Below are 17,254 nucleotides of genomic sequence, written 5' to 3' on the forward strand. Positions count from 1 at the left end.
GCCGCGCCGTGAACACGCCAGCACGTCCACCACGGCGACCAGGATCCGTCATGCCCCCCGACACGTACGTAACCAGCCATATCCATACCGACGGGCCGATACCCGGCCCCCACTCCCTGCTCACCCTCGTCTCCGCTGCGTACCCGCGCAGCGACGGGCGACCGACCTCCGTGTTCACCACCAACATCCGAGAGCTGCCCGGAGCCACCCTCCACCCGCTCGCCCTCCAGTCCTGGAGGCGTCGGTCGGAGGACTGGCTCTCCACCCGGCGGGCCAGCCGACCCCCTGCCCCTGCGATGAACGCCTACGCCAGCTGGGTCCACCGGCTGCCGGGGCGTTCGGTGTTCGTCACCGACACCGCTGACCCGGACTACCTGTTCCTCTACTGGTACCTGCAGCGGTTCACCGGGGACTGGCCCTTCGCCAGCACCCGGGGCGACGCGGAACTCCGTCACCGCCTCGCCTGCACGACCCTTTGCCCGCTCACCGGGTGCCGCACCACCGATGCGGCGCTGGCCCGGACGAGCTGACGGAGTCCGTCGACGGCCGGTGCGTGGGCCCGCGCACCGGCCGTCGGCGTGTCCGGAACGTTCGCACTCGCACACGTTTCCCCAGGAACGCCCCTCTTCGCCGCGGCGGGCGACCTAGCGTCCCCGCTCGTGACCGAAACCGTCTCCGCTGTCCTCGACACCCGCCGGCACGTCCTCAGCACCGCGGAGTTCGACGTGCTGTGGGAGTGGCTCGGGCTGGCGGCCACCCCCGTCGTCCTGCAGCTCGCATCGCCCGGTCGCACCCACACCGAGCGCACCGCGATCCAGACGGCCGCGTGGCGGGCCCTGCGCGAGCGCGAGCTCGCCGGCCCGGACGGGCCCGACCCGGAGCTGGCGCGGCTCATGCACCTGCTCGCCCGGCCGGAGGAGCAGCTGGAGCTGCGGGCGTGGTGGGACCGGGAGGTGCGGGCGCTCGCAGCAGGCCGGCACGGCGCGGGCGCGCTCGCCCTGCGCGAGGCCGACAGCGTGGTCGTCACGGCGTGCGGCTCGCTCCCGTCGGCGATCCTCGGGGCGTTCCCACCGGCAGACCGCGGACCCGGCCGAGCGTGCACCGTGCCCAGCTCGGCACTCGCATCCGCCCCGACAGCCGGGCTGCGGGAGGCGCTGATCGCCGCCGGTGCGCCTTCCGCGGAGGCGGCGCTGCTCGCCACGATGGCAGCGGGCACCCGGCAGCGGGCCCAGGTCGTCGCGCTCGGCGCCGACCGGTGGGGCGTGCTGAGGCGCGCAGGCGGCGTGCTCGGCGTGCTGGACGGGCCGCGGGGCCGTTACCTGCTCACCCGGAGCACCGGCGAGGACGGGGTGGAGTGGGCGACCGTCGCCCCGGCCGACGACCGCCAGCTCCGGCACCGCATCGCCGACCTGCTCGCCACCGCGGTCGGTGCCGCCCGCCGCTGAGGGCTACTCACCGCCCCGGGCGGTCAGCCCGCGACCGGCGACGGCCCCGGCCACCCCCGCGAGCACGGTCAGCCCGGCGAGCACGACCGCCAGGAAGCCGAGCCCGGACACGAGCAGCCCGACCCCCGCCGACACCGCGCCGACGACGAGCCCGGTCCGGGCCACCCCCGCCCCGGTGCGATTGCGGCTGACGAGGCGGGCGGCGGCCGCCGTGAGCAGCACGGCGAGCAGCCCGCCCAGCGGGGCCAGCAGCACGGTCGGCGGGAGCACGAAGTAGGCGACGTCGTCCACGAACTGCGCGCCGACCCCGGCGAGCAGCGCGGCCGCGACGGGCACGCGGGATGTGGCAGGCAGGGTGGTCATGCCTCCGATGGTCCGCGCGGGATCCCCCCGCAACATCGGGGATCCCCCCGACCCACCCCCCACCCCCCGCGAGTCCGACATCTCGACACGGCGGGTCGGGCAGAACGCCAGGGCGAGTCCGACGTTCAGCCGGGCGAGGCTGACGCCGTACCCGGGTGAGTCCGGCGTCCCAGCACGGCGAGTCGAGCGTTCGAGCACGGCGAGTCCGCCGTCCCAGCACCGCGAGTCCAGCGTCCGAGCACGGCGAGTCCCTCGTTCGAGCGCAGCGCGAGTCCTGCATCCACTCCGGCGAGTCCGACATCCCGACACGGCGAGCCGGCAACCCCAACACCGCGACTCCGACAATCAAGGGCGGCAATCCGTCCAGTGGCCGGTAGTTGTCCACATCCTCGGTCATCCATCCACAGCTCTGCAGATCATCGGTACGCGAGCCGCTGGGTAGCGCATCGTGCAGGTATGGCTCTCCCGACCAGCGGTCTGCACGGTGCTCACCTTCGAAGCGACCTCGTGGGGTTGCTCGGACGAAGACGCGTGGCGAACGCCGTCGCCACCAAGGAGGTAACGCCCGTCTGGCGCGGCGTTCTCGTCGAGAGCACACGATTGCTGAACCCGTGGACACGCGCCAGCGCGGCCCTGCTGACAGCAGGCCCGCGCGCCGTCGTCTCCGGGATCACCGCCGCGCAACTGCACGGGTGTCGCGCCGTCGAGTCGCCCGTGACGCACATCCTCGTGCCATACGGCTGCGAGACCCGAAGTCGCGAAGGACTCGTCGTCCACCGTGGCAGGGCCTTCACCGACGACGCCGTCGAGCTCGACGGGGTTCGTACCCTCCCACTCGACCGGGTGATCGCCGACATGCTGTGCACGCTGCCGGCCCGTGACGCGCTGGCTCTGGCGGACGAGGCACTGGGGCTCGCAGGTGATTCCGCGGACACGTTCCGCAAACAGGTCGCGCACCGGATCGAACGACGGCACGACCCCCGGGGCACCGTACGCGCCGCGGGTCTGCTCGAACTCACATCAGAGGGTGTCGACTCGCCGGCCGAGAGCTGGATGCGCCTGATGATCGTGGAGCAGGGCTTGCCGCTGCCCGAGGTCAACTGGCCGATCCGGGATCTCGACGGCCGGCTGCTCTACCGCCTCGATCTGGCCTGGCCGCAGCTGCGCATCATGATCGAGTACGACGGGTACGCGGCGCACGCCGGGCGAGAGGAGGAAGACCGTGCCCGGCGGGCCGACCTGGAAGCACGAGGGTGGATCGTCGTGGTCGTCCGCAAGGACGACCTTCGCCCCTTCACGCGCGTGATCAATGCTCTGCGCGCCGCCTTCGCATGCCGCGGCTACACCTGGTGATTCGAACTCGCGTCCCGAATGCAGGACTCGCCGTGTCGATACGTCGGACTCGCGGGGTTCGTCAGAGGGACTTGCGGCTGGGGCGGCTGCGGAGGGCGGCGACGTAGTCGTCGGGGGCGCCTGCCTGCTCGGCGGCGTCGGCGATGACACCCAGGTAGCGCGCGCTGGGGAGGCCGCCCTCGTAGGCGTCCAGCACGTACACCCAGGCGAGGACGTCGCCGTCGAGGGTGTGCACGCGTAGCCGCAGCTTCTTGTGCAGGCCGAGCTCACCGCCCTCCCAGCGGTCGAGCTGGGCGGTGTCGAGGTCGGAGACGTCGTAGAGCACGACGAAGACCTGCGAGTCCGGGTCCTCGACCACGGTGGAGAGGGCGCCCTCCCAGCCGAAGTCCTCACCGCCGAACGTCAACCGCCACCCCATGAGCCACCCGGTACCCGCCATCGGCGAGTGCGGGGCACGCTCCTTCATCTGGGCGGGATCCATGTTCGACCCGTAGGCGGCGTACAGCGGCACCGCCACAGAGTAGAGCGACGCCTCCCGCGTACCGTGCTCGGGGAACGAAATACGGACAGGAAGGGCGTGCCCCGGTGACGCGGATCGTGATCATGGGTGGCGGACCGGCGGGCTACGAGGCCGCTCTGGTGGCGGCCCAGCACGGCAGCGACGTCACGGTGGTGGAGCGCGACGGCATGGGTGGCGCCTGCGTGCTGGACGACTGCGTGCCGTCGAAGACCTTCATCTCGTCGGCGGGCGTGCGCGTCGACATGCACCGGGCGCCGGATCTCGGCGTCACCACGGATCCCAAGGCGATCGGCGTCGACCTGCCCACCGTTCACGCACGGGTGAAGGGGCTCGCGCTCGCCCAGTCGGCGGACGTGCGGGCCCGCGTCGAGCGGGAGGGGGTGCGGATCATCAAGGGCACGGCCGCCTTCACCGACGAGCCGTCACCCCACGCCCCGCACCTCGTCGAGGCCCGAACGCTGGACGGTGGCCAGGAGGAGCTCCCCGCCGACGTCGTGCTCATCGCCACCGGAGCCACTCCCCGCGTCCTGCCCGACGCCGTGCCCGACGGCGAGCGGATCCTCACCTGGCGCCAGCTCTACGACCTCCAGGAGCTGCCCGAACACCTGATCGTGATCGGCTCGGGCGTCACGGGTGCGGAGTTCGTGTCGGCGTACGTCGAGCTCGGCGCGCACGTCACGTTGGTGTCGAGCCGCGACCGGGTGCTGCCGGGCGAGGACGCCGACGCCGCGGCGGTGTTGCAGGACGTCTTCGCCGAGCGGGGCGTCGAGATCCTCTCGCAGGCGCGGGCCGACTCGGTGAAGCGCGACGGCGACGGGGTCGTCGTCACGCTCGCCGACGGTCGTACGGTCACCGGTTCGCACGCCCTCATGACGGTCGGATCGGTGCCGAACACGGCCGACCTCGGGCTGGAGAAGATCGGCGTCGAGACGGGTCGCGGCGGCTTCATCCCGGTGGACCGGGTGTCGCGCACCTCGGTGCCCGGTGTTTACGCGGCCGGCGACTGCACCGGGCTGCTCATGCTCGCCTCGGTCGCCGCCATGCAGGGCCGGATCGCGATGTGGCACGCCCTCGGCGAGGGCGTCGCGCCGATCAAGCTCAAGACCGTGGCGGCCGCCGTGTTCACCCGGCCCGAGATCGCGACGGTGGGGATCAGCCAGCGTGCGATCGACGCGGGCGAGGTGCCTGCCCGCACGATCATGCTGCCGCTGTCCACGAACCCGCGCGCGAAGATGCAGGGGCTGCGTCGCGGGTTCGTGAAGCTGTTCTGCCGTCCGGCCACCGGGGTCGTGGTGGGCGGCGTGGTGGTCGCGCCCGTGGCGAGCGAGCTGATCCTGCCGATCGCGCTCGCGGTGCAGAACAGGCTGACGGTGGCCGACCTCGCCCACACGTTCTCGGTCTACCCGTCGCTGTCGGGCTCCATCACGGAGGCCGGGCGGCAGTTGATGCGCCACGGCGACCTGGACTGAGCGGCTCGGCCCCGCCCGGGCCCGGAGTCGCGCGTGGTCCGGGCTCGGGCGGGGTTGCGGCCGTCAGGTGGTCAGGGCGGTGAGGGCGGCGTTGGTCAGGACGCGGACGCCGAAGGGGAGGGCGCGCTCGTCCAGGTCGAACGTGGGCTGGTGGATGTCGCGCATCGGGCCGTGGCCGGACCAGACGCCGAGGCGCGCCATCGCCCCCGGGACGTGCTCGAGGTACCAGGCGAAGTCCTCGCCGCCGCTGGACTGCAGGGTCTCGGCAGCGGCCTCCGGGCCACCGACGGTGATGGCAGCCCCGGTGAGCATGCCGGAGCTGACCGCCTCGTTGACGACCGGTGGCACGCCGCGGATGTGGTCGAGCTCGTAGGTGACCCCCGTGGGGGCGAGCACGGACTCCACGAGCCGCTGGATCACGTCCTCCAGCTCGCCCCAGGTGGCGTGGTCGGCGGTGCGCAGCGTGCCGCGCAGCACGCCGTGCTGCGGGATCGCGTTGGCCGCCTCGCCTGCCTGCACCGCGCCCCAGACGAGGACGGTGCCGGAGCGGGGGTCGACCTGCCGGGTGAGCAGGAGCGGGACCTGCGTGATGAGCAGGCCGATCGCCTCGACGAGGTCGGCGGTGAGGTGCGGGCGCGAGGTGTGGCCACCCGGGGAGGTGAGCCGGACCTCGAGGACGTCGCACGCGGAGGTGATCGGACCGACCCGGGTGCCGAGCCGACCGACCTCCAGGCGTGGGTCGCAGTGCAGCGCGAAGATCCGCTCGACGCCCTCCATGGCGCCGTCGGCGACCATGTCGATGGCGCCGCCCGGCTGCACCTCCTCGGCCGGCTGGAAGATCAGCCGGACGCGGCCGGGGAGCGCGGGCGCCGACGCCAGCGCGAGGCCGGCGCCGAGCAGCATGGCGGCGTGGGCGTCGTGGCCGCAGGCGTGCATGACGCCGTCGACCGTGGAGGCGAACGGGAGGCCGGTGTTCTCCTGGAGGGGGAGCGCGTCGAGGTCGGCGCGCAGGGCAACGCACCGGTCGCCGAACCCCACGTCGCAGACGAGACCGGTTCCGCCGGGGAGGGTGCGGGGCTCGAGGCCTGCCGCCATCAGCCGCTGGGCGATCACCTGCGTGGTGCGGTGCTCGGAGCGGCCGAGCTCGGGTACGGCGTGGAACGATCGGCGCCAGCCCACGACGTCGGCGCGGTGGGCGTCGAGCCAGGCGTCCAGCCAGGCAGGGCCACTACCCGCGCCGAGGTCGGGAACGGCGAGGTCGGCGACGGCAAGGTCGGTGTGCGCCTCCAGGAGGGTCACCGGGCACCACCTGCCCGGCGGGCCCCCGGTCGGCCCGCCACGGCGCGGTGCGTCAGCGAACCGCGCATCGAGGCTGCTCTCACGTGCATCTCCCAATCGTGCTCACCCGGACGGCGGTAGACCAACCAGAACTGGGGCTGTTCCCGGTTTCGGCGCCGAGGTGTTGCCGACGTGAGGCGGGCGGGCCCGTAGCTGCGGACGAACGGTCGTCACGCCACGCGCCGAACGGGGACTCGCGCCGTTCGTCGCATGTGTTACGCGCGCGACGGCTCCCCGCATGCTGCCCACAAGGGCGATTTCGAGGCGCGAACATGAACTTGCGCTACCCGCTGGGGGGCCGGTGACGCGCAACGGCGGCGACACCACCCGGAGGAGGGATCGGGGGCCGGGGGCGCAGCACGCGCCCGGACTGGCCAGAATGGGTGGGTGGGACAGGATGGCTCGGACTCCGAGCAGGTGCGGCGGATCGGTGGCCGCTACACGCTGTCCGGGCTGCTCGGCGCGGGTGCCATGGGCACGGTGTGGTCGGGCTTCGACGAGGTGCTGCAGCGCCGGGTCGCGGTCAAGGAGCTGAAGGTCCCTCCCGGTGTCCCGTCGCACGAGGCGGCCGAGGCGCGGGAACGGATCATGCGCGAGGCGCGTGCGCTCGGCGGCCTCTCCCACCCCAACATCATCACGGTCTTCGACGTGGTCGACGTCGAGGGCGAGCCCATGGTCGTGATGGAGCTCGTGCCGTCGCGCAACCTGGCGACGATGATCAGCGAGCAGGGCACGCTCACGATGTCGCAGGTCGCGGTCGTCGGCTTCGCGACGGCCGGTGGGTTGCGCGCTGCGCACCGCAGCGGGATCACCCACCGGGACGTCAAGCCCGGCAACGTCCTCATCGCCGACGACGGCCGCGTCAAGCTCACCGACTTCGGCATCGCCCGCAACGTGGCCGATGCGCCGATGACGAGCGCGGGCCTCGTGCTGGGCTCGCCTGCATACATCGCGCCCGAGGTGGCGATGGGCAAGGCCGTCACGCCTGCTGCGGACCTGTGGGGCCTGGGCGCCACGCTGTTCGCGGCCGTCGAGGGCCGCCCGCCGTACGACGTCGGCGGCGACCCGGTCGCCACGATCACCGAGGTCGTCGACGGCGACGTGCCGCGTCCCCGCGGGTCCGGGCCGGTCGCCGACGTGATCACCGCGCTGATGCGCAAGGAGCCGGAAGCGCGGATGCCCCTCGAGGAGGTGCGCCAGCGCCTGCGGCCGCTCATCGAGGACCCGGACGACCCGGTCTACCCCGGCTCGCCGGACGCCCCGACGATCGGGGCGGGCCTCCACGTCCCGGCCCCGGCCCCGCGCAGCGAGATCTCCGGTCCGCGGCCTGCACCCCTGCCGCCGAGTCCGACGGCGACGCGCGCCCCGGTCGGCGCTGCACCGCTCGCGCCGTCGCCCGGCCCGTTGCCGGGCGGGTCGCGGTCCCCGTCGGGCTCCGGCCGCGCTCTGGCCCGGCCCGGGTCCGGTGCCGCGGTGACCGGCGTCGCCGCGATCGGGTACGTCCTGGCCGGCGCCGCCGTCGTGCTGGTGGGGATCCTGTTCGGCTGGAGCGTCACCCGCCTGCTGGGCGGCCAGTCCCCCGCCACCACGGTGAACGTGACGTCCGTGAGCACCCAGCTGTCGCAGCACACCGACCAGCTCGGGTTCACGATCCCCGTGCCGTCGAACTGGACCGCCTACCCGCACGAGCCGGTCGACGGCGAGCCCTCGGTCAGCTTCGTCAGCCCGGACGGCAGCGAGGAGCTCACGGTGCAGCGGGCGGGCTCGGCCGAGTCGGCCCGGTCGGTGCCCGGCACGGTGCTGGACGGGCCGACGGAGACGTCCGACGGAGCCGTCCAGCTGCAGTACACCGACGAAGAGCGCACCTCGTGGCGGCACGTCCAGCCGGCGGGCAAGGGCGCGTGGACGGTCACCCTCACCGTTCCGCAGAGCGTGGCGGGAGAGGCGTCCGCGGAGCTCTTCGACCTGCTCGTGGACGGGTTCGCACCGACCACCGCCTAGGCTCCGGGCTCATGAGCGCCGACGACCCCGCCGCTGCAGCAGCGGCCATCGCGAAGGCCACCGGTGTGGACAGCCACGACGTCGCCGTGGTGCTGGGCTCCGGCTGGCGCCCCGCCGCCGACGTGATCGGCGAGCCGGACGACGAGCTGGCGATGGCCGACCTGCCCGGCTTCCGGCCGCCGGGCGTGGCAGGCCACTCCGGCACCGTGCGGTCCGTCACCGTCGCTGAGCGCCGCGCGCTGGTGCTGCTGGGCCGTACGCACCTCTACGAGGGCCACGGCGTCGAGCCGGTGGTGCACGGCGTGCGCACCGCCGCGGCGGCCGGGTGCCGCACGGTGGTGCTGACCAACGCGGCGGGTGGGATCCGCGAAGGCATGCGCGTCGGTGAGCCCGTGCTGATCTCCGACCACCTCAACCTGACGAGCCTGTCGCCGCTCGTCGGTCCGCGGTTCACCGACCTGACCGACCTGTACTCGCCGCGGCTGCGGGCCATCGCCCGCGAGATCGACCCGGAGCTGTCCGAGGGCGTCTACGTGGGCCTGCCCGGGCCGCACTTCGAGACGCCCGCGGAGATCCGCATGTTCCGCCTGCTGGGTGCCGACCTGGTGGGCATGTCGACGGTGCTGGAGGCGATCGCCGCGCGCGCCGAGGGCGTGGAGGTGTTCGGGCTGTCGCTCGTCACGAACCTCGCCGCCGGCATCACCGGCGAGCCGCTCGACCACCACGAGGTGCTGGCCGCGGGGGCCGCCGCGGCCGGGCGGATGGGCGCGTTGCTGCGCGACCTGATCGAGCGCGCATGACGCGGGGCACGACTCTGCGGCCCGAGCTGCGCGACGCGGCGATGCGCTGGATCGCCGACGACCCGGACCCGGCCACGCGCACCGAGCTGCAGCGGGTGCTGGCCGCGGCGATGGTCGGCACGGCCGGGGCGGTAGAGGACCTCGCCGACCGCATGTCCGGGATGCTGAGCTTCGGAACGGCGGGCCTGCGCGGTCCGGTGCGGGCGGGGCCTGCCGGGATGAACGTCGCCGTCGTGCGGCGGGCGACGGCCGGGCTGGCCGCGTGGCTCGCCCGCGGAGGCGAGCGCGGCACGGTCGTGGTCGGGCGGGACGCGCGACACGGGTCGGCGGCGTTCGCGACGGCGGCGGCGCAGGTGCTCGCCGGTGCCGGGTTCGCGGTGCGGGCGCTGCCCGGTCCGCTACCCACGCCGGTGCTCGCGTTCGCGGTGCGGGAGCTGGGCGCCGTGGCCGGAGTGCAGATCACGGCCTCGCACAACCCGCCTGCCGACAACGGCTACAAGGTCTACCTGGCCGACGGGGCGCAGCTCGCCCCGCCGTCCGACGCCGAGATCGAGGCCGCGATCGCCGCGGCGCCCGCCGCCGTCTCGATCCCGACGGCCCCGACGGCCACCGAGGTGGACGTGACCGACGCCTACCTGGAGCGCGTCGCGCGGCTGCCCCGCGGGACGGCCCGTGACCTGCGCGTCGCACTCACGCCGATGCACGGTGTCGGGGGCGCCACCGCCGTGCACGCGCTGCACCGGGCCGGCTTCCCGAACGTGCACGTCGTCGGGTCGCAGGCGGCGCCGGACCCCGAATTCCCCACGGTGGCGTTCCCGAACCCGGAGGAGCCGGGCGCCACCGACGCGCTCATCGCGCTCGCCGCCGACGTGGACGCCGACCTGGCGATCGCCCTCGACCCGGACGCCGACCGCTGCGCACTCGCCGTGCCAACCGGGTCGGGGTGGCGGATGCTCACCGGCGACGAGACGGGCGTGCTGCTGGGGGACCACCTGCTGCGGTCCGGCGGCTTCGTGGACCCGCTCGTGGCCACCACCGTGGTGTCGTCGTCGATGCTCCGGCTGGTCGCGGCCGCGTACGGGGTGCGGTACGCCGAGACGCTCACCGGGTTCAAGTGGATCGTCCGTGGTGGGCCCGGTCTCGTCTACGGGTACGAGGAGGCGCTCGGCTACTGCGTCGACCCCGACGCGGTGCGGGACAAGGACGGCATCGCAGCGGCCGTGCTGGCCTGCGATCTCGCGGCCTCGCTGAAGGCCACCGGGCGGGGCGTGCCGGACCGGCTCGACGAGCTGGCCGTGGCACACGGGGTGCACCTGACCGAGGGGGTGTCGCTGCGGATGGAGCCCGCCGCGCGGGACGCGGCCGCGGCGCGGCTGCGCTCCGCCCCGCCGGAGGGCTGGACGAGCGAGCTACCGGCACCGGACGTGCTGGTGCTGCGCCGCGACGGCGAGCGCCTCGTGATCCGGCCGTCGGGCACGGAGCCCAAGCTCAAGGCCTACCTGGAGGTGGTGGAACCGGTGCCGGACGCCGCCGCGCTCACCGCGGCCCGCACCGCGGCGAAGGACCGCCTCGACGCCCTGCGCGCAGAGGTCAGGACCCTGCTCGACGGCCGATGACGTCCAGGATCTGACGCTCCCACATCGCGGCGATCATCCGGTAGCCCGTGGCGTTCGGGTGCAGCCCGTCGGCCAGCTCGTCGGATTCGAGGGGCTCCGAGACGTCGAGGTAGCGCATCGAGTGGCCGCGCCGCCTGAAGTCCCCGACGAGGGCCGCGCCCAGCCGGTTGAACTCCGCGCGGTCGCGCGCCTCGCCAGGGAGCGGGGCCCAGACGCCCGCCACGACCACGTGCGCGTCGGACACCATGACGATCTGCGAGAGGACGTCCTCCAGGCGGCTGACGGCCTTCTCCGGCGATGCACCCTTCAGCAGGTCGTTGGTCCCCATGTGCAGCAGCACGACGTCGGGGTCGGCGCGGCGCACCCATTCCGCGACCCGGGGGCGCATGTCCTCGAGCGTGAGACCGCTGCGGCCCTCGTAGTCGCAGTCGCGTACCGAGGCGGGCCCCGAGCGCTGCGACCCGACCATGTCGACCGTGACGCCGTCGCGCGCGAGCAGCCACTGCAGCGGCCCCCGGTAGCCGGCGGTCTCCGGGCTGCCGCTCCCCACCGTGCTCGACGCACCCAGCGGCATGATCCGCAGCACGACGGGGGCCGGCACCGGGGCGGCGGCGGCCCTGCGCTGCACCGGCACCGCGCCCGCGCTCACGCCCACCAGCACCATCAGCAGGACCGCGACGGCGAGCAGACCACGACCGAACCACGAACCGACCCCGGCCATCCCGCCCCTTCGTCCCGTCCGCGAGTCAATCTAGTTGCTGCGCAGGGGTGGGAACATGCTCTTCGTGGCCCGGTTGTTGATCGTCCATCACACCCCGTCGCCCGCCACCGCGGAGCTCCTCGACGCGGTCGTGCGCGGTGCGTCCGACCCGGACATCACCGGCGTCGACGTGGTTCGCCGGGCGGCGCTCGCCGCAACGGCCTCCGACCTGCTCGCCGCCGACGCGGTGGTCCTCGGCACGCCGGCCAACATCGGCTACATGTCCGGCGCGCTCAAGCACTTCTTCGACACCGTGTTCTACGTGTGCGGCGACGACACCCGCGGCCTTCCCTACGGCTGCTACGTGCACGGCAACCTCGGCGTGGAGGGGGCGGTGCGCGCCATCGGCTCGATCGCCGACGGCATGGGCTGGACGCGCGTGGCCGAACCGGTGGAGGTCATGGGCGCGCCGGACAAGGCGGCGCTTGAGGCGTGCTACGAGCTGGGCGCGGTCGTCGCGGCCGGGATCGCGCCGGACGAGGACGGCTAGGCCGGGATCCGCCGAGTGTGAGCACGGAGCCTCAGATGGCCCCGAACTGCCGGTCGCCCGCGTCCCCCAGCCCCGGCACGATGAACGCGGAGTCGTTGAGGCGCTCGTCGATGCTGGCCGTGATGACCCGCACCGGGAGGCCGCTGTCGCGCAGGTGCGCGACGCCCTCCGGCGCGGCGAGCACGCAGATCGCGGTGACGTCGGTGGCGCCCCGCTCGGTGAGCAGCCGGATCGTGTGGGCCATCGAGCCGCCGGTGGCGAGCATCGGGTCGAGCACGAACACCGGCCGGCCCGCGAGCGTGGCCGGCAGCGACTCCATGTACGGCACCGGGCGGTGGGTCTCCTCGTCGCGCGCGAGCCCGACGAACCCCATCTGCGCCTCCGGCATGAGGCCGAGCGCCGCGTCCGCCATGCCCAGCCCGGCCCGGAGCACGGGCACGAGCAGCGGCGGGTTCGCGAGCCGGTAGCCCACGGTGCGGGCCACCGGCGTGTGCAGCGGGGCCGTGGCCAGCGGGGCGTCGCGGGTGGCCTCGTAGATGAGCATGAGGGTGAGGTCGGCGAGCGCCGCGCGGAAGGCGGCGTTGTCGGTGCGCGCGTCGCGCAGCTCCGACAGCCGGGCCTTGGCCAGTGGGTGGTCGACGACCTGCACGTCCATGGGGCAGAGGCTAATGCGTCGGAACTGTTGCGGTTCGCTCCGTGGAGCGGTACAGCGCGGCGGCGAGCCAGGCGAGGCCGGTCGCGGCGAGGACGAGGCCGGGGTTCAACGTGACGTCGGGCAGGACGCCGCGCAGCCCGATCGCGACGGCGCCGATCGCGTACAGCGCGACCGCGACGGGCGGGTGGCCGCCGCGCGCGAGCGCCGCGGCGAACAGCAGCGCACCGACGAGGAGGACGGCCTGGGTGCCGGTGAAGACGGCGCCGGCGAGGCCGTCGAGGAGGTCGGCGACGGTCGCGGGCGGCACGAACGGGAGGACGAAGTTCACGACGTACTCGCAGCCGACGAGCCCGGCGAGGCCCAGCGAGTTGAGCGCGTAGCCGGCGAGCCCGAGTACACCGGTCCGCTCGCGGGTGCTCGTGTACAGGCCGGTCAGCAGCCAGAGCCCGAACAGCTGGGCCAGCGGCGCCGCCGCGCGGGCGAGGTCGGTGCTCGGGACGAGCCCGCCGCGGCGGGCGGCGTTGAAGCAGATGGCGAACGCGCACAGCATGCCGGCGATCGCGGCGAGCCGGTGCAGGGTGGGGACGGGCACTGGGGATCTCCTCTCGGGTGCGCTCGAAAGGGCGCGGGGCCGATCAGAGCGCGCGCCCGGCCGGATCCCCCGTCCCGCGTGGGCAGGCCAAGACATCGGCAAGGGTCCTTGCGTTTCGGTGACGTCCGCTTCCGGTCGGCGACGCCACTGCCCGCTCGCCCTACCGTCATCCCCGTGACGCACGGCTCGTCGTCGAGGACGACCCCACGCTCGCCGAGGTGGTGGGCATCTACCTCGGCCGCGCCGGGTTCGTCGTCGAGCACGCCGTCGACGGCGAGCAGGCGCTGCTGGCGTGCGCCCGGAGGTCGCCCGACCTGGTGGTGCTGGACCTCATGCTGCCGGGCGTCGACGGGCGGGAGGTCTGCCGCAGGCTCCGGGCCGCAGGGCCCACACCGGTGATCATCCTGACTGCGCTGGGGAGCGTCGGTGACCGGGTGCTCGGACTGGAGCTGGGCGCCGACGACTACGTGACCAAGCCGTTCAGCCCCCGGGAGCTGGTACTGCGCGCGCAGGCGGTGCTGCGGCGCGTCGGACCGGCCCCCTCCCCCGCTCTCCTGGTCGACGGCGACCTCGACCTCGACGTCGTCGGGCGCAAGGCCCGCCGCGGCGGGCGCGATCTGCCGATGACCACCAGGGAGTTCGACCTGCTCGCATTCCTGCTGCGCCACCCCGGTCAGGCGTTCACCCGCGACGAGCTGCTGCGCCGGGTATGGGGCTGGACGGTCGGCGGGCACGCGACCGTGACGTCCCACGTGCGGCACCTGCGCGAGAAGGTCGAGGACCAGCCATCCCGGCCGGAACGGCTGGTCACGGTGTGGGGAGTCGGCTACCGCTGGGAGCCGGCGCGCCGTGCGTGAGGTCCTCGTGGCCGCGGCGATCGCCGCCGGCTACAGCCTGCTCGTCGGCGGCGTCGGGGTGCTGGCCGTGCCGCTGCTGCGCCGCCGCTCGATCGGCACGGCGCTCGGTGCGGCGGTGCTGACGAGCCAGCTCGCGGTCGTCCTCGCCATCGCCGGTGCCGCCGCCGGGATGTTCGTCGCCGGCGAGGACCTGGCCATGGTGGTGGCGGCCTGCGCCGTCGCAGCCGTCACCGGGCTGTGCGTCACCGGTGTGCTCGCCCGCCAGGTCGCGGGGGGCACGGACGAGCTGCGGTCCGCCGTGCGCGACCTCGCCGGCCGCGGCACGTTCACCCCGCCACCGGACCCGGCCCCCGAGGTTGCCGCGCTGTCGGCCGACCTGGCCGGCGCCCTCGACGCGCTGGACGCCGTGCGGCAGGCACGCCGCGAGCTGGTGGCCGGCCTGTCGCACGACCTGCGCTCACCGCTCGCCGGGATCCGTGCGATGGCCGAGGCGCTGGAGGACGGCGTCGCGCCCGACCCGGCCCGCTACCGCCGGACGATCCGCCGCGACGCCGAGCGGCTCACCGCGATGGTGGACGACCTCGTCGCGCTGGCGCTGCACGACAGGGAGCCGACGCCTCGCGCGGACCCGGTGCCGGTCCCCCTCGCCGAGCTGGCCGCGGAGGCCGTCGGTGCGGCCGAGGCCGTCGCGGCCGGGGCGGGGGTGCGGCTCCACTCGGCGGGTCCCGCCGTGACCGTGACGGGGGACCGCGACGCGCTGCGCCGGGCCACCGGGAACCTCCTGCAGAACGCCGTCCGGCACACGCCGGACGGCGGCAGCGTCGCCGTGACGGTCGGCGTCGACGGGCCGGACGCCCTGCTCACGGTCACCGACGGCTGCGGCGGGATCGCCGCGGAGCACCTGAGCCGGGTGTTCGACACGGGCTGGCGCGCGAGCCCCGCCCGCACCCCCGACGGCGGCGCGGGCCTCGGCCTCGCCGTCGTCCGGGCGGTGGCACGGGCGCACGGCGGCTCCGTCGCGGTTCGGAACGTGCCGGGTGGTTGCCGCTTCGAGATGCGGCTGCCCCGGGTTCAGGGAGCGGCGGGCTCCGGCGTCTTCCGGGCGTCGTAGGAGCTGCGGGCGGCGGCGATCTCGCGCTGGTGGGCGTCGGTCCAGCTCACGAGCGCCTGCACGGTCTCGTGCAGCGACGACCCCAGCGGCGTGAGCTCGTAGTCGACTCGCGGCGGCACCACCGGGTGGACGGTGCGGTGCACCAGCCCGTCGCGCTCCAGCTGGCGGAGGGTCACGGTGAGCATCCGCTGGCTCACGCCGTCGATCTCGCGGCGCAGCTCGGTGAACCGCATCCGCCGCTCGTCGAGCAGCGCGATGACCAGCAGCGACCACTTGTCCGCTATCCGGTCGAGGATCTGGCGGACCTCGCAGTCCTCGCGGGTGTCCCACTGGTAGGCGTCGCTCCACTCGCAGGAACTACCGCCCACGGTGCCTCCCGCGTGCGTCGGTGACTTCGAAGTGCCTTCTTCCACAGTGGTCGATGGTGACGGACGATGCGGTCGGTTACAAGAGGGAACCGAACGAATGGGAGAAGACGCCGTGTCCGCACGAACCGCCACACCACGCGCCGAACGCATGACCGCGCGTGCGTGGGGCCTGCTGCTCGTCCTCTCCGGGGCGATCTTCCTCGAGGGCATCGACGTCTCGATGATGGGTGTCGCGCTGCCGTCCATCCGCGCCGAGCTGGGCATGTCGACCAGCTCGCTGCAGTGGGTCGTCAGCGCGTACGTCCTCGGCTACGGCGGGTTCGTGCTGCTCGGCGGGCGAGCCGCCGACCTGCTCGGCCGTCGCCGGATGTTCCTCGTCTGGTTGGTCGTGTTCGTGGCCTTCTCCGGCCTCGGTGGGTTCGCCGAGGACGGGTGGGTGCTCATCCTCGCCAGGTTCGTCACCGGTGTCGCTGCCGCGTTCCTCGCCCCGGCCGGACTGTCGATCATCACGACGATGTTCGCCGAAGGCCCGGTGCGCAACCGGGCGGTGCTGGTCTACGCAGGAGCGGCCGCCGGCGGGTTCTCGCTCGGCATGCTGACGGGCGGGCTGCTCACGGCCATCGGCTGGCGCTGGGTCTTCTTCGCGCCCGTCGTGGTCGCGGCGGCGATCCTGATCGCGGCGATCGTCCTGATCCCCCGGGAGGAACGGCGCGAGCGGACCGCGGGCGGTTTCGACATCCCCGGCACGTTGACGCTCACCGGCGCGATGCTGCTCCTGGTGATCACGGTCGTGCACGCGCCCGAGGTCGCCATCGGCACCACCCTCGTCACCCTCGCCGGTGCAGCCGTGCTGTTCGCGGCGTTCGTCCGGATCGAGCGGCGCTCGGCCGCACCGCTCGTCCGGCTCGGGATCCTGCGCTCGGCGCCGCTCCTGCGAGCGAACGCGGGCGCGATGCTGCTGGTCGGCGCGTTCATGGCGTTCCAGCTCGTCGCCGTGCTCTACATGCAGGAGCTGCGTGGCTGGTCGACCGTGCAAACGGGGCTCGCGCTCGCCGTCGCCGGCATCGACGCCGTGCTCGCCCCGACGCTCACGCCGGTGCTCGTCAACCGGTTCGGCAACCGGCGGGTGCTCACCGCCGGGATGGTGCTCGCCGTGCTCGCCTACCTGCTGTTCCTCCCGGTTGGGGCGGCTTGGAGCTTCTGGGCGATGCTGCCGGCATTCCTGGTGCTCGGCCTGGCGTTCACACTCGCGTACGGGCCACTCACGATCGCGGCCACCGACGGCGTGGCCGACGAGGAGCAGGGCCTTGCCAGCGGCCTGCTGACGACGTCGTTCCAGTTCGGGGCCGCGCTCGGCCTCGCCATCGTGACCGCCGTGATCGTCGCCGCCACCGCCGACGCCTCACCGGAGGCCGTGCTCGAGGGCTACCGGGCGGGCCTGCTGGTGCCGGTGGGCGCAGCGGCGATCGGCGCGCTGCTGATGGTGACGGGCCTGCGCCGGACCGGGCGCTGACCC

Annotated in this window: 17 protein-coding genes and 1 pseudogene; 11 read left to right on the top strand and 7 right to left on the bottom strand. The window is 74.0% G+C overall.

Translation table 11 applies throughout. The annotated features are described in order from the left end of the window. The first annotated feature begins 50 nt into the window (after window positions 1–50). Window positions 51–530 carry a hypothetical protein gene (locus FB388_RS32060; protein ID WP_142106464.1) on the top strand — a complete coding sequence of 160 codons (480 nt, stop codon included), beginning with the start codon at window positions 51–53 and terminating at the stop codon, window positions 528–530. Window positions 531–659: 129 nt separating this feature from the next. Continuing rightward, complete coding sequence (locus FB388_RS32065; RefSeq protein ID WP_170225945.1) at window positions 660–1,445, top strand: ESX secretion-associated protein EspG; 786 nt, start codon at window positions 660–662, stop codon at window positions 1,443–1,445. Window positions 1,446–1,448: 3 nt separating this feature from the next. Here FB388_RS32065 and FB388_RS32070 read toward each other — a convergent pair whose 3' ends face one another. Further along, window positions 1,449–1,808 (bottom strand): hypothetical protein, encoded by a 360-nt coding sequence (locus tag FB388_RS32070; protein ID WP_142106466.1) that lies wholly within the window; start codon window positions 1,806–1,808, stop codon window positions 1,449–1,451. 531 nt (window positions 1,809–2,339) lie between these two features. On the opposite strand from FB388_RS32070, the gene FB388_RS32075 reads away from it, so the two are divergent. Beyond that, the gene (locus FB388_RS32075; protein WP_142106467.1) at window positions 2,340–3,161 is read left to right on the top strand and encodes a DUF559 domain-containing protein; all 822 of its coding nucleotides are present in this window, start codon (window positions 2,340–2,342) and stop codon (window positions 3,159–3,161) included. Between the two features lie 61 nt (window positions 3,162–3,222). Here the strand turns inward: FB388_RS32075 and FB388_RS32080 are convergent, their stop codons facing one another. Next, on the bottom strand, window positions 3,223–3,672 hold the full coding sequence (locus FB388_RS32080; protein WP_142106468.1) for a gamma-glutamylcyclotransferase family protein: 450 nt from the start codon (window positions 3,670–3,672) through the stop codon (window positions 3,223–3,225). Window positions 3,673–3,746: 74 nt separating this feature from the next. Here FB388_RS32080 and FB388_RS32085 point away from each other — a divergent pair, with 74 nt between their 5' ends. Then, complete coding sequence (locus FB388_RS32085; protein ID WP_142106469.1) at window positions 3,747–5,150, top strand: NAD(P)H-quinone dehydrogenase; 1,404 nt, start codon at window positions 3,747–3,749, stop codon at window positions 5,148–5,150. 63 nt (window positions 5,151–5,213) lie between these two features. On the opposite strand, the gene FB388_RS32090 is transcribed toward FB388_RS32085, so the two are convergent. Beyond that, the gene (locus FB388_RS32090; RefSeq protein WP_142106470.1) at window positions 5,214–6,449 is read right to left on the bottom strand and encodes an amidohydrolase; all 1,236 of its coding nucleotides are present in this window, start codon (window positions 6,447–6,449) and stop codon (window positions 5,214–5,216) included. 426 nt (window positions 6,450–6,875) lie between these two features. Between FB388_RS32090 and FB388_RS32095 the strand changes: the two genes are divergently transcribed. The 3 genes from FB388_RS32095 to FB388_RS32105 are packed head-to-tail and all read left to right on the top strand — an operon-like array spanning window position 6,876 to window position 10,905. Next, window positions 6,876–8,489 (top strand): serine/threonine-protein kinase, encoded by a 1,614-nt coding sequence (locus FB388_RS32095; RefSeq protein WP_142106471.1) that lies wholly within the window; start codon window positions 6,876–6,878, stop codon window positions 8,487–8,489. An 11-nt stretch (window positions 8,490–8,500) separates the two neighbouring features. Next, on the top strand, window positions 8,501–9,289 hold the full coding sequence (locus FB388_RS32100) for a purine-nucleoside phosphorylase (protein WP_142106472.1): 789 nt from the start codon (window positions 8,501–8,503) through the stop codon (window positions 9,287–9,289). Further along, complete coding sequence (locus FB388_RS32105; protein ID WP_142106473.1) at window positions 9,286–10,905, top strand: phospho-sugar mutase; 1,620 nt, start codon at window positions 9,286–9,288, stop codon at window positions 10,903–10,905. The genes FB388_RS32100 and FB388_RS32105 overlap by 4 nt, the downstream gene beginning before the upstream one ends. On the opposite strand, the gene FB388_RS32110 is transcribed toward FB388_RS32105, so the two are convergent. After that, complete coding sequence (locus FB388_RS32110; RefSeq protein ID WP_142106474.1) at window positions 10,880–11,626, bottom strand: GDSL-type esterase/lipase family protein; 747 nt, start codon at window positions 11,624–11,626, stop codon at window positions 10,880–10,882. The two genes, FB388_RS32105 and FB388_RS32110, sit on opposite strands and share 26 nt — an antisense overlap. A 64-nt stretch (window positions 11,627–11,690) precedes the next feature. Here FB388_RS32110 and FB388_RS32115 point away from each other — a divergent pair, with 64 nt between their 5' ends. Next, window positions 11,691–12,155 carry a flavodoxin family protein gene (locus tag FB388_RS32115; RefSeq protein ID WP_142107655.1) on the top strand — a complete coding sequence of 155 codons (465 nt, stop codon included), beginning with the start codon at window positions 11,691–11,693 and terminating at the stop codon, window positions 12,153–12,155. A gap of 31 nt (window positions 12,156–12,186) precedes the next feature. Here the strand turns inward: FB388_RS32115 and upp are convergent, their stop codons facing one another. After that, on the bottom strand, window positions 12,187–12,810 hold the full coding sequence (gene upp / locus FB388_RS32120; RefSeq protein ID WP_142106475.1) for a uracil phosphoribosyltransferase: 624 nt from the start codon (window positions 12,808–12,810) through the stop codon (window positions 12,187–12,189). 10 nt (window positions 12,811–12,820) lie between these two features. After that, the gene (locus FB388_RS32125; protein WP_142106476.1) at window positions 12,821–13,402 is read right to left on the bottom strand and encodes a hypothetical protein; all 582 of its coding nucleotides are present in this window, start codon (window positions 13,400–13,402) and stop codon (window positions 12,821–12,823) included. Window positions 13,403–13,587: 185 nt separating this feature from the next. Here FB388_RS32125 and FB388_RS32130 point away from each other — a divergent pair. Together FB388_RS32130 and FB388_RS32135 are read left to right on the top strand one after the other, a co-directional pair. After that, window positions 13,588–14,259: pseudogene (locus tag FB388_RS32130) on the top strand (response regulator transcription factor); the annotation flags it as partial. Then, window positions 14,252–15,370, top strand: a complete 1,119-nt coding sequence (locus FB388_RS32135; RefSeq protein ID WP_142106478.1) for a sensor histidine kinase — start codon at window positions 14,252–14,254, stop codon at window positions 15,368–15,370. The pseudogene FB388_RS32130 and the gene FB388_RS32135, both read left to right, overlap by 8 nt. Here FB388_RS32135 and FB388_RS32140 read toward each other — a convergent pair. Further along, window positions 15,331–15,783 carry a winged helix-turn-helix transcriptional regulator gene (locus FB388_RS32140; protein WP_142106479.1) on the bottom strand — a complete coding sequence of 151 codons (453 nt, stop codon included), beginning with the start codon at window positions 15,781–15,783 and terminating at the stop codon, window positions 15,331–15,333. The two genes, FB388_RS32135 and FB388_RS32140, sit on opposite strands and share 40 nt — an antisense overlap. 67 nt (window positions 15,784–15,850) lie before the next feature. Here FB388_RS32140 and FB388_RS32145 point away from each other — a divergent pair, with 67 nt between their 5' ends. Continuing rightward, on the top strand, window positions 15,851–17,251 hold the full coding sequence (locus FB388_RS32145) for an MFS transporter (RefSeq protein ID WP_342787949.1): 1,401 nt from the start codon (window positions 15,851–15,853) through the stop codon (window positions 17,249–17,251). Window positions 17,252–17,254: the final 3 nt, after the last annotated feature.

Source organism: Pseudonocardia cypriaca, assembly GCF_006717045.1.
Classification (GTDB): domain Bacteria; phylum Actinomycetota; class Actinomycetes; order Mycobacteriales; family Pseudonocardiaceae; genus Pseudonocardia; species Pseudonocardia cypriaca.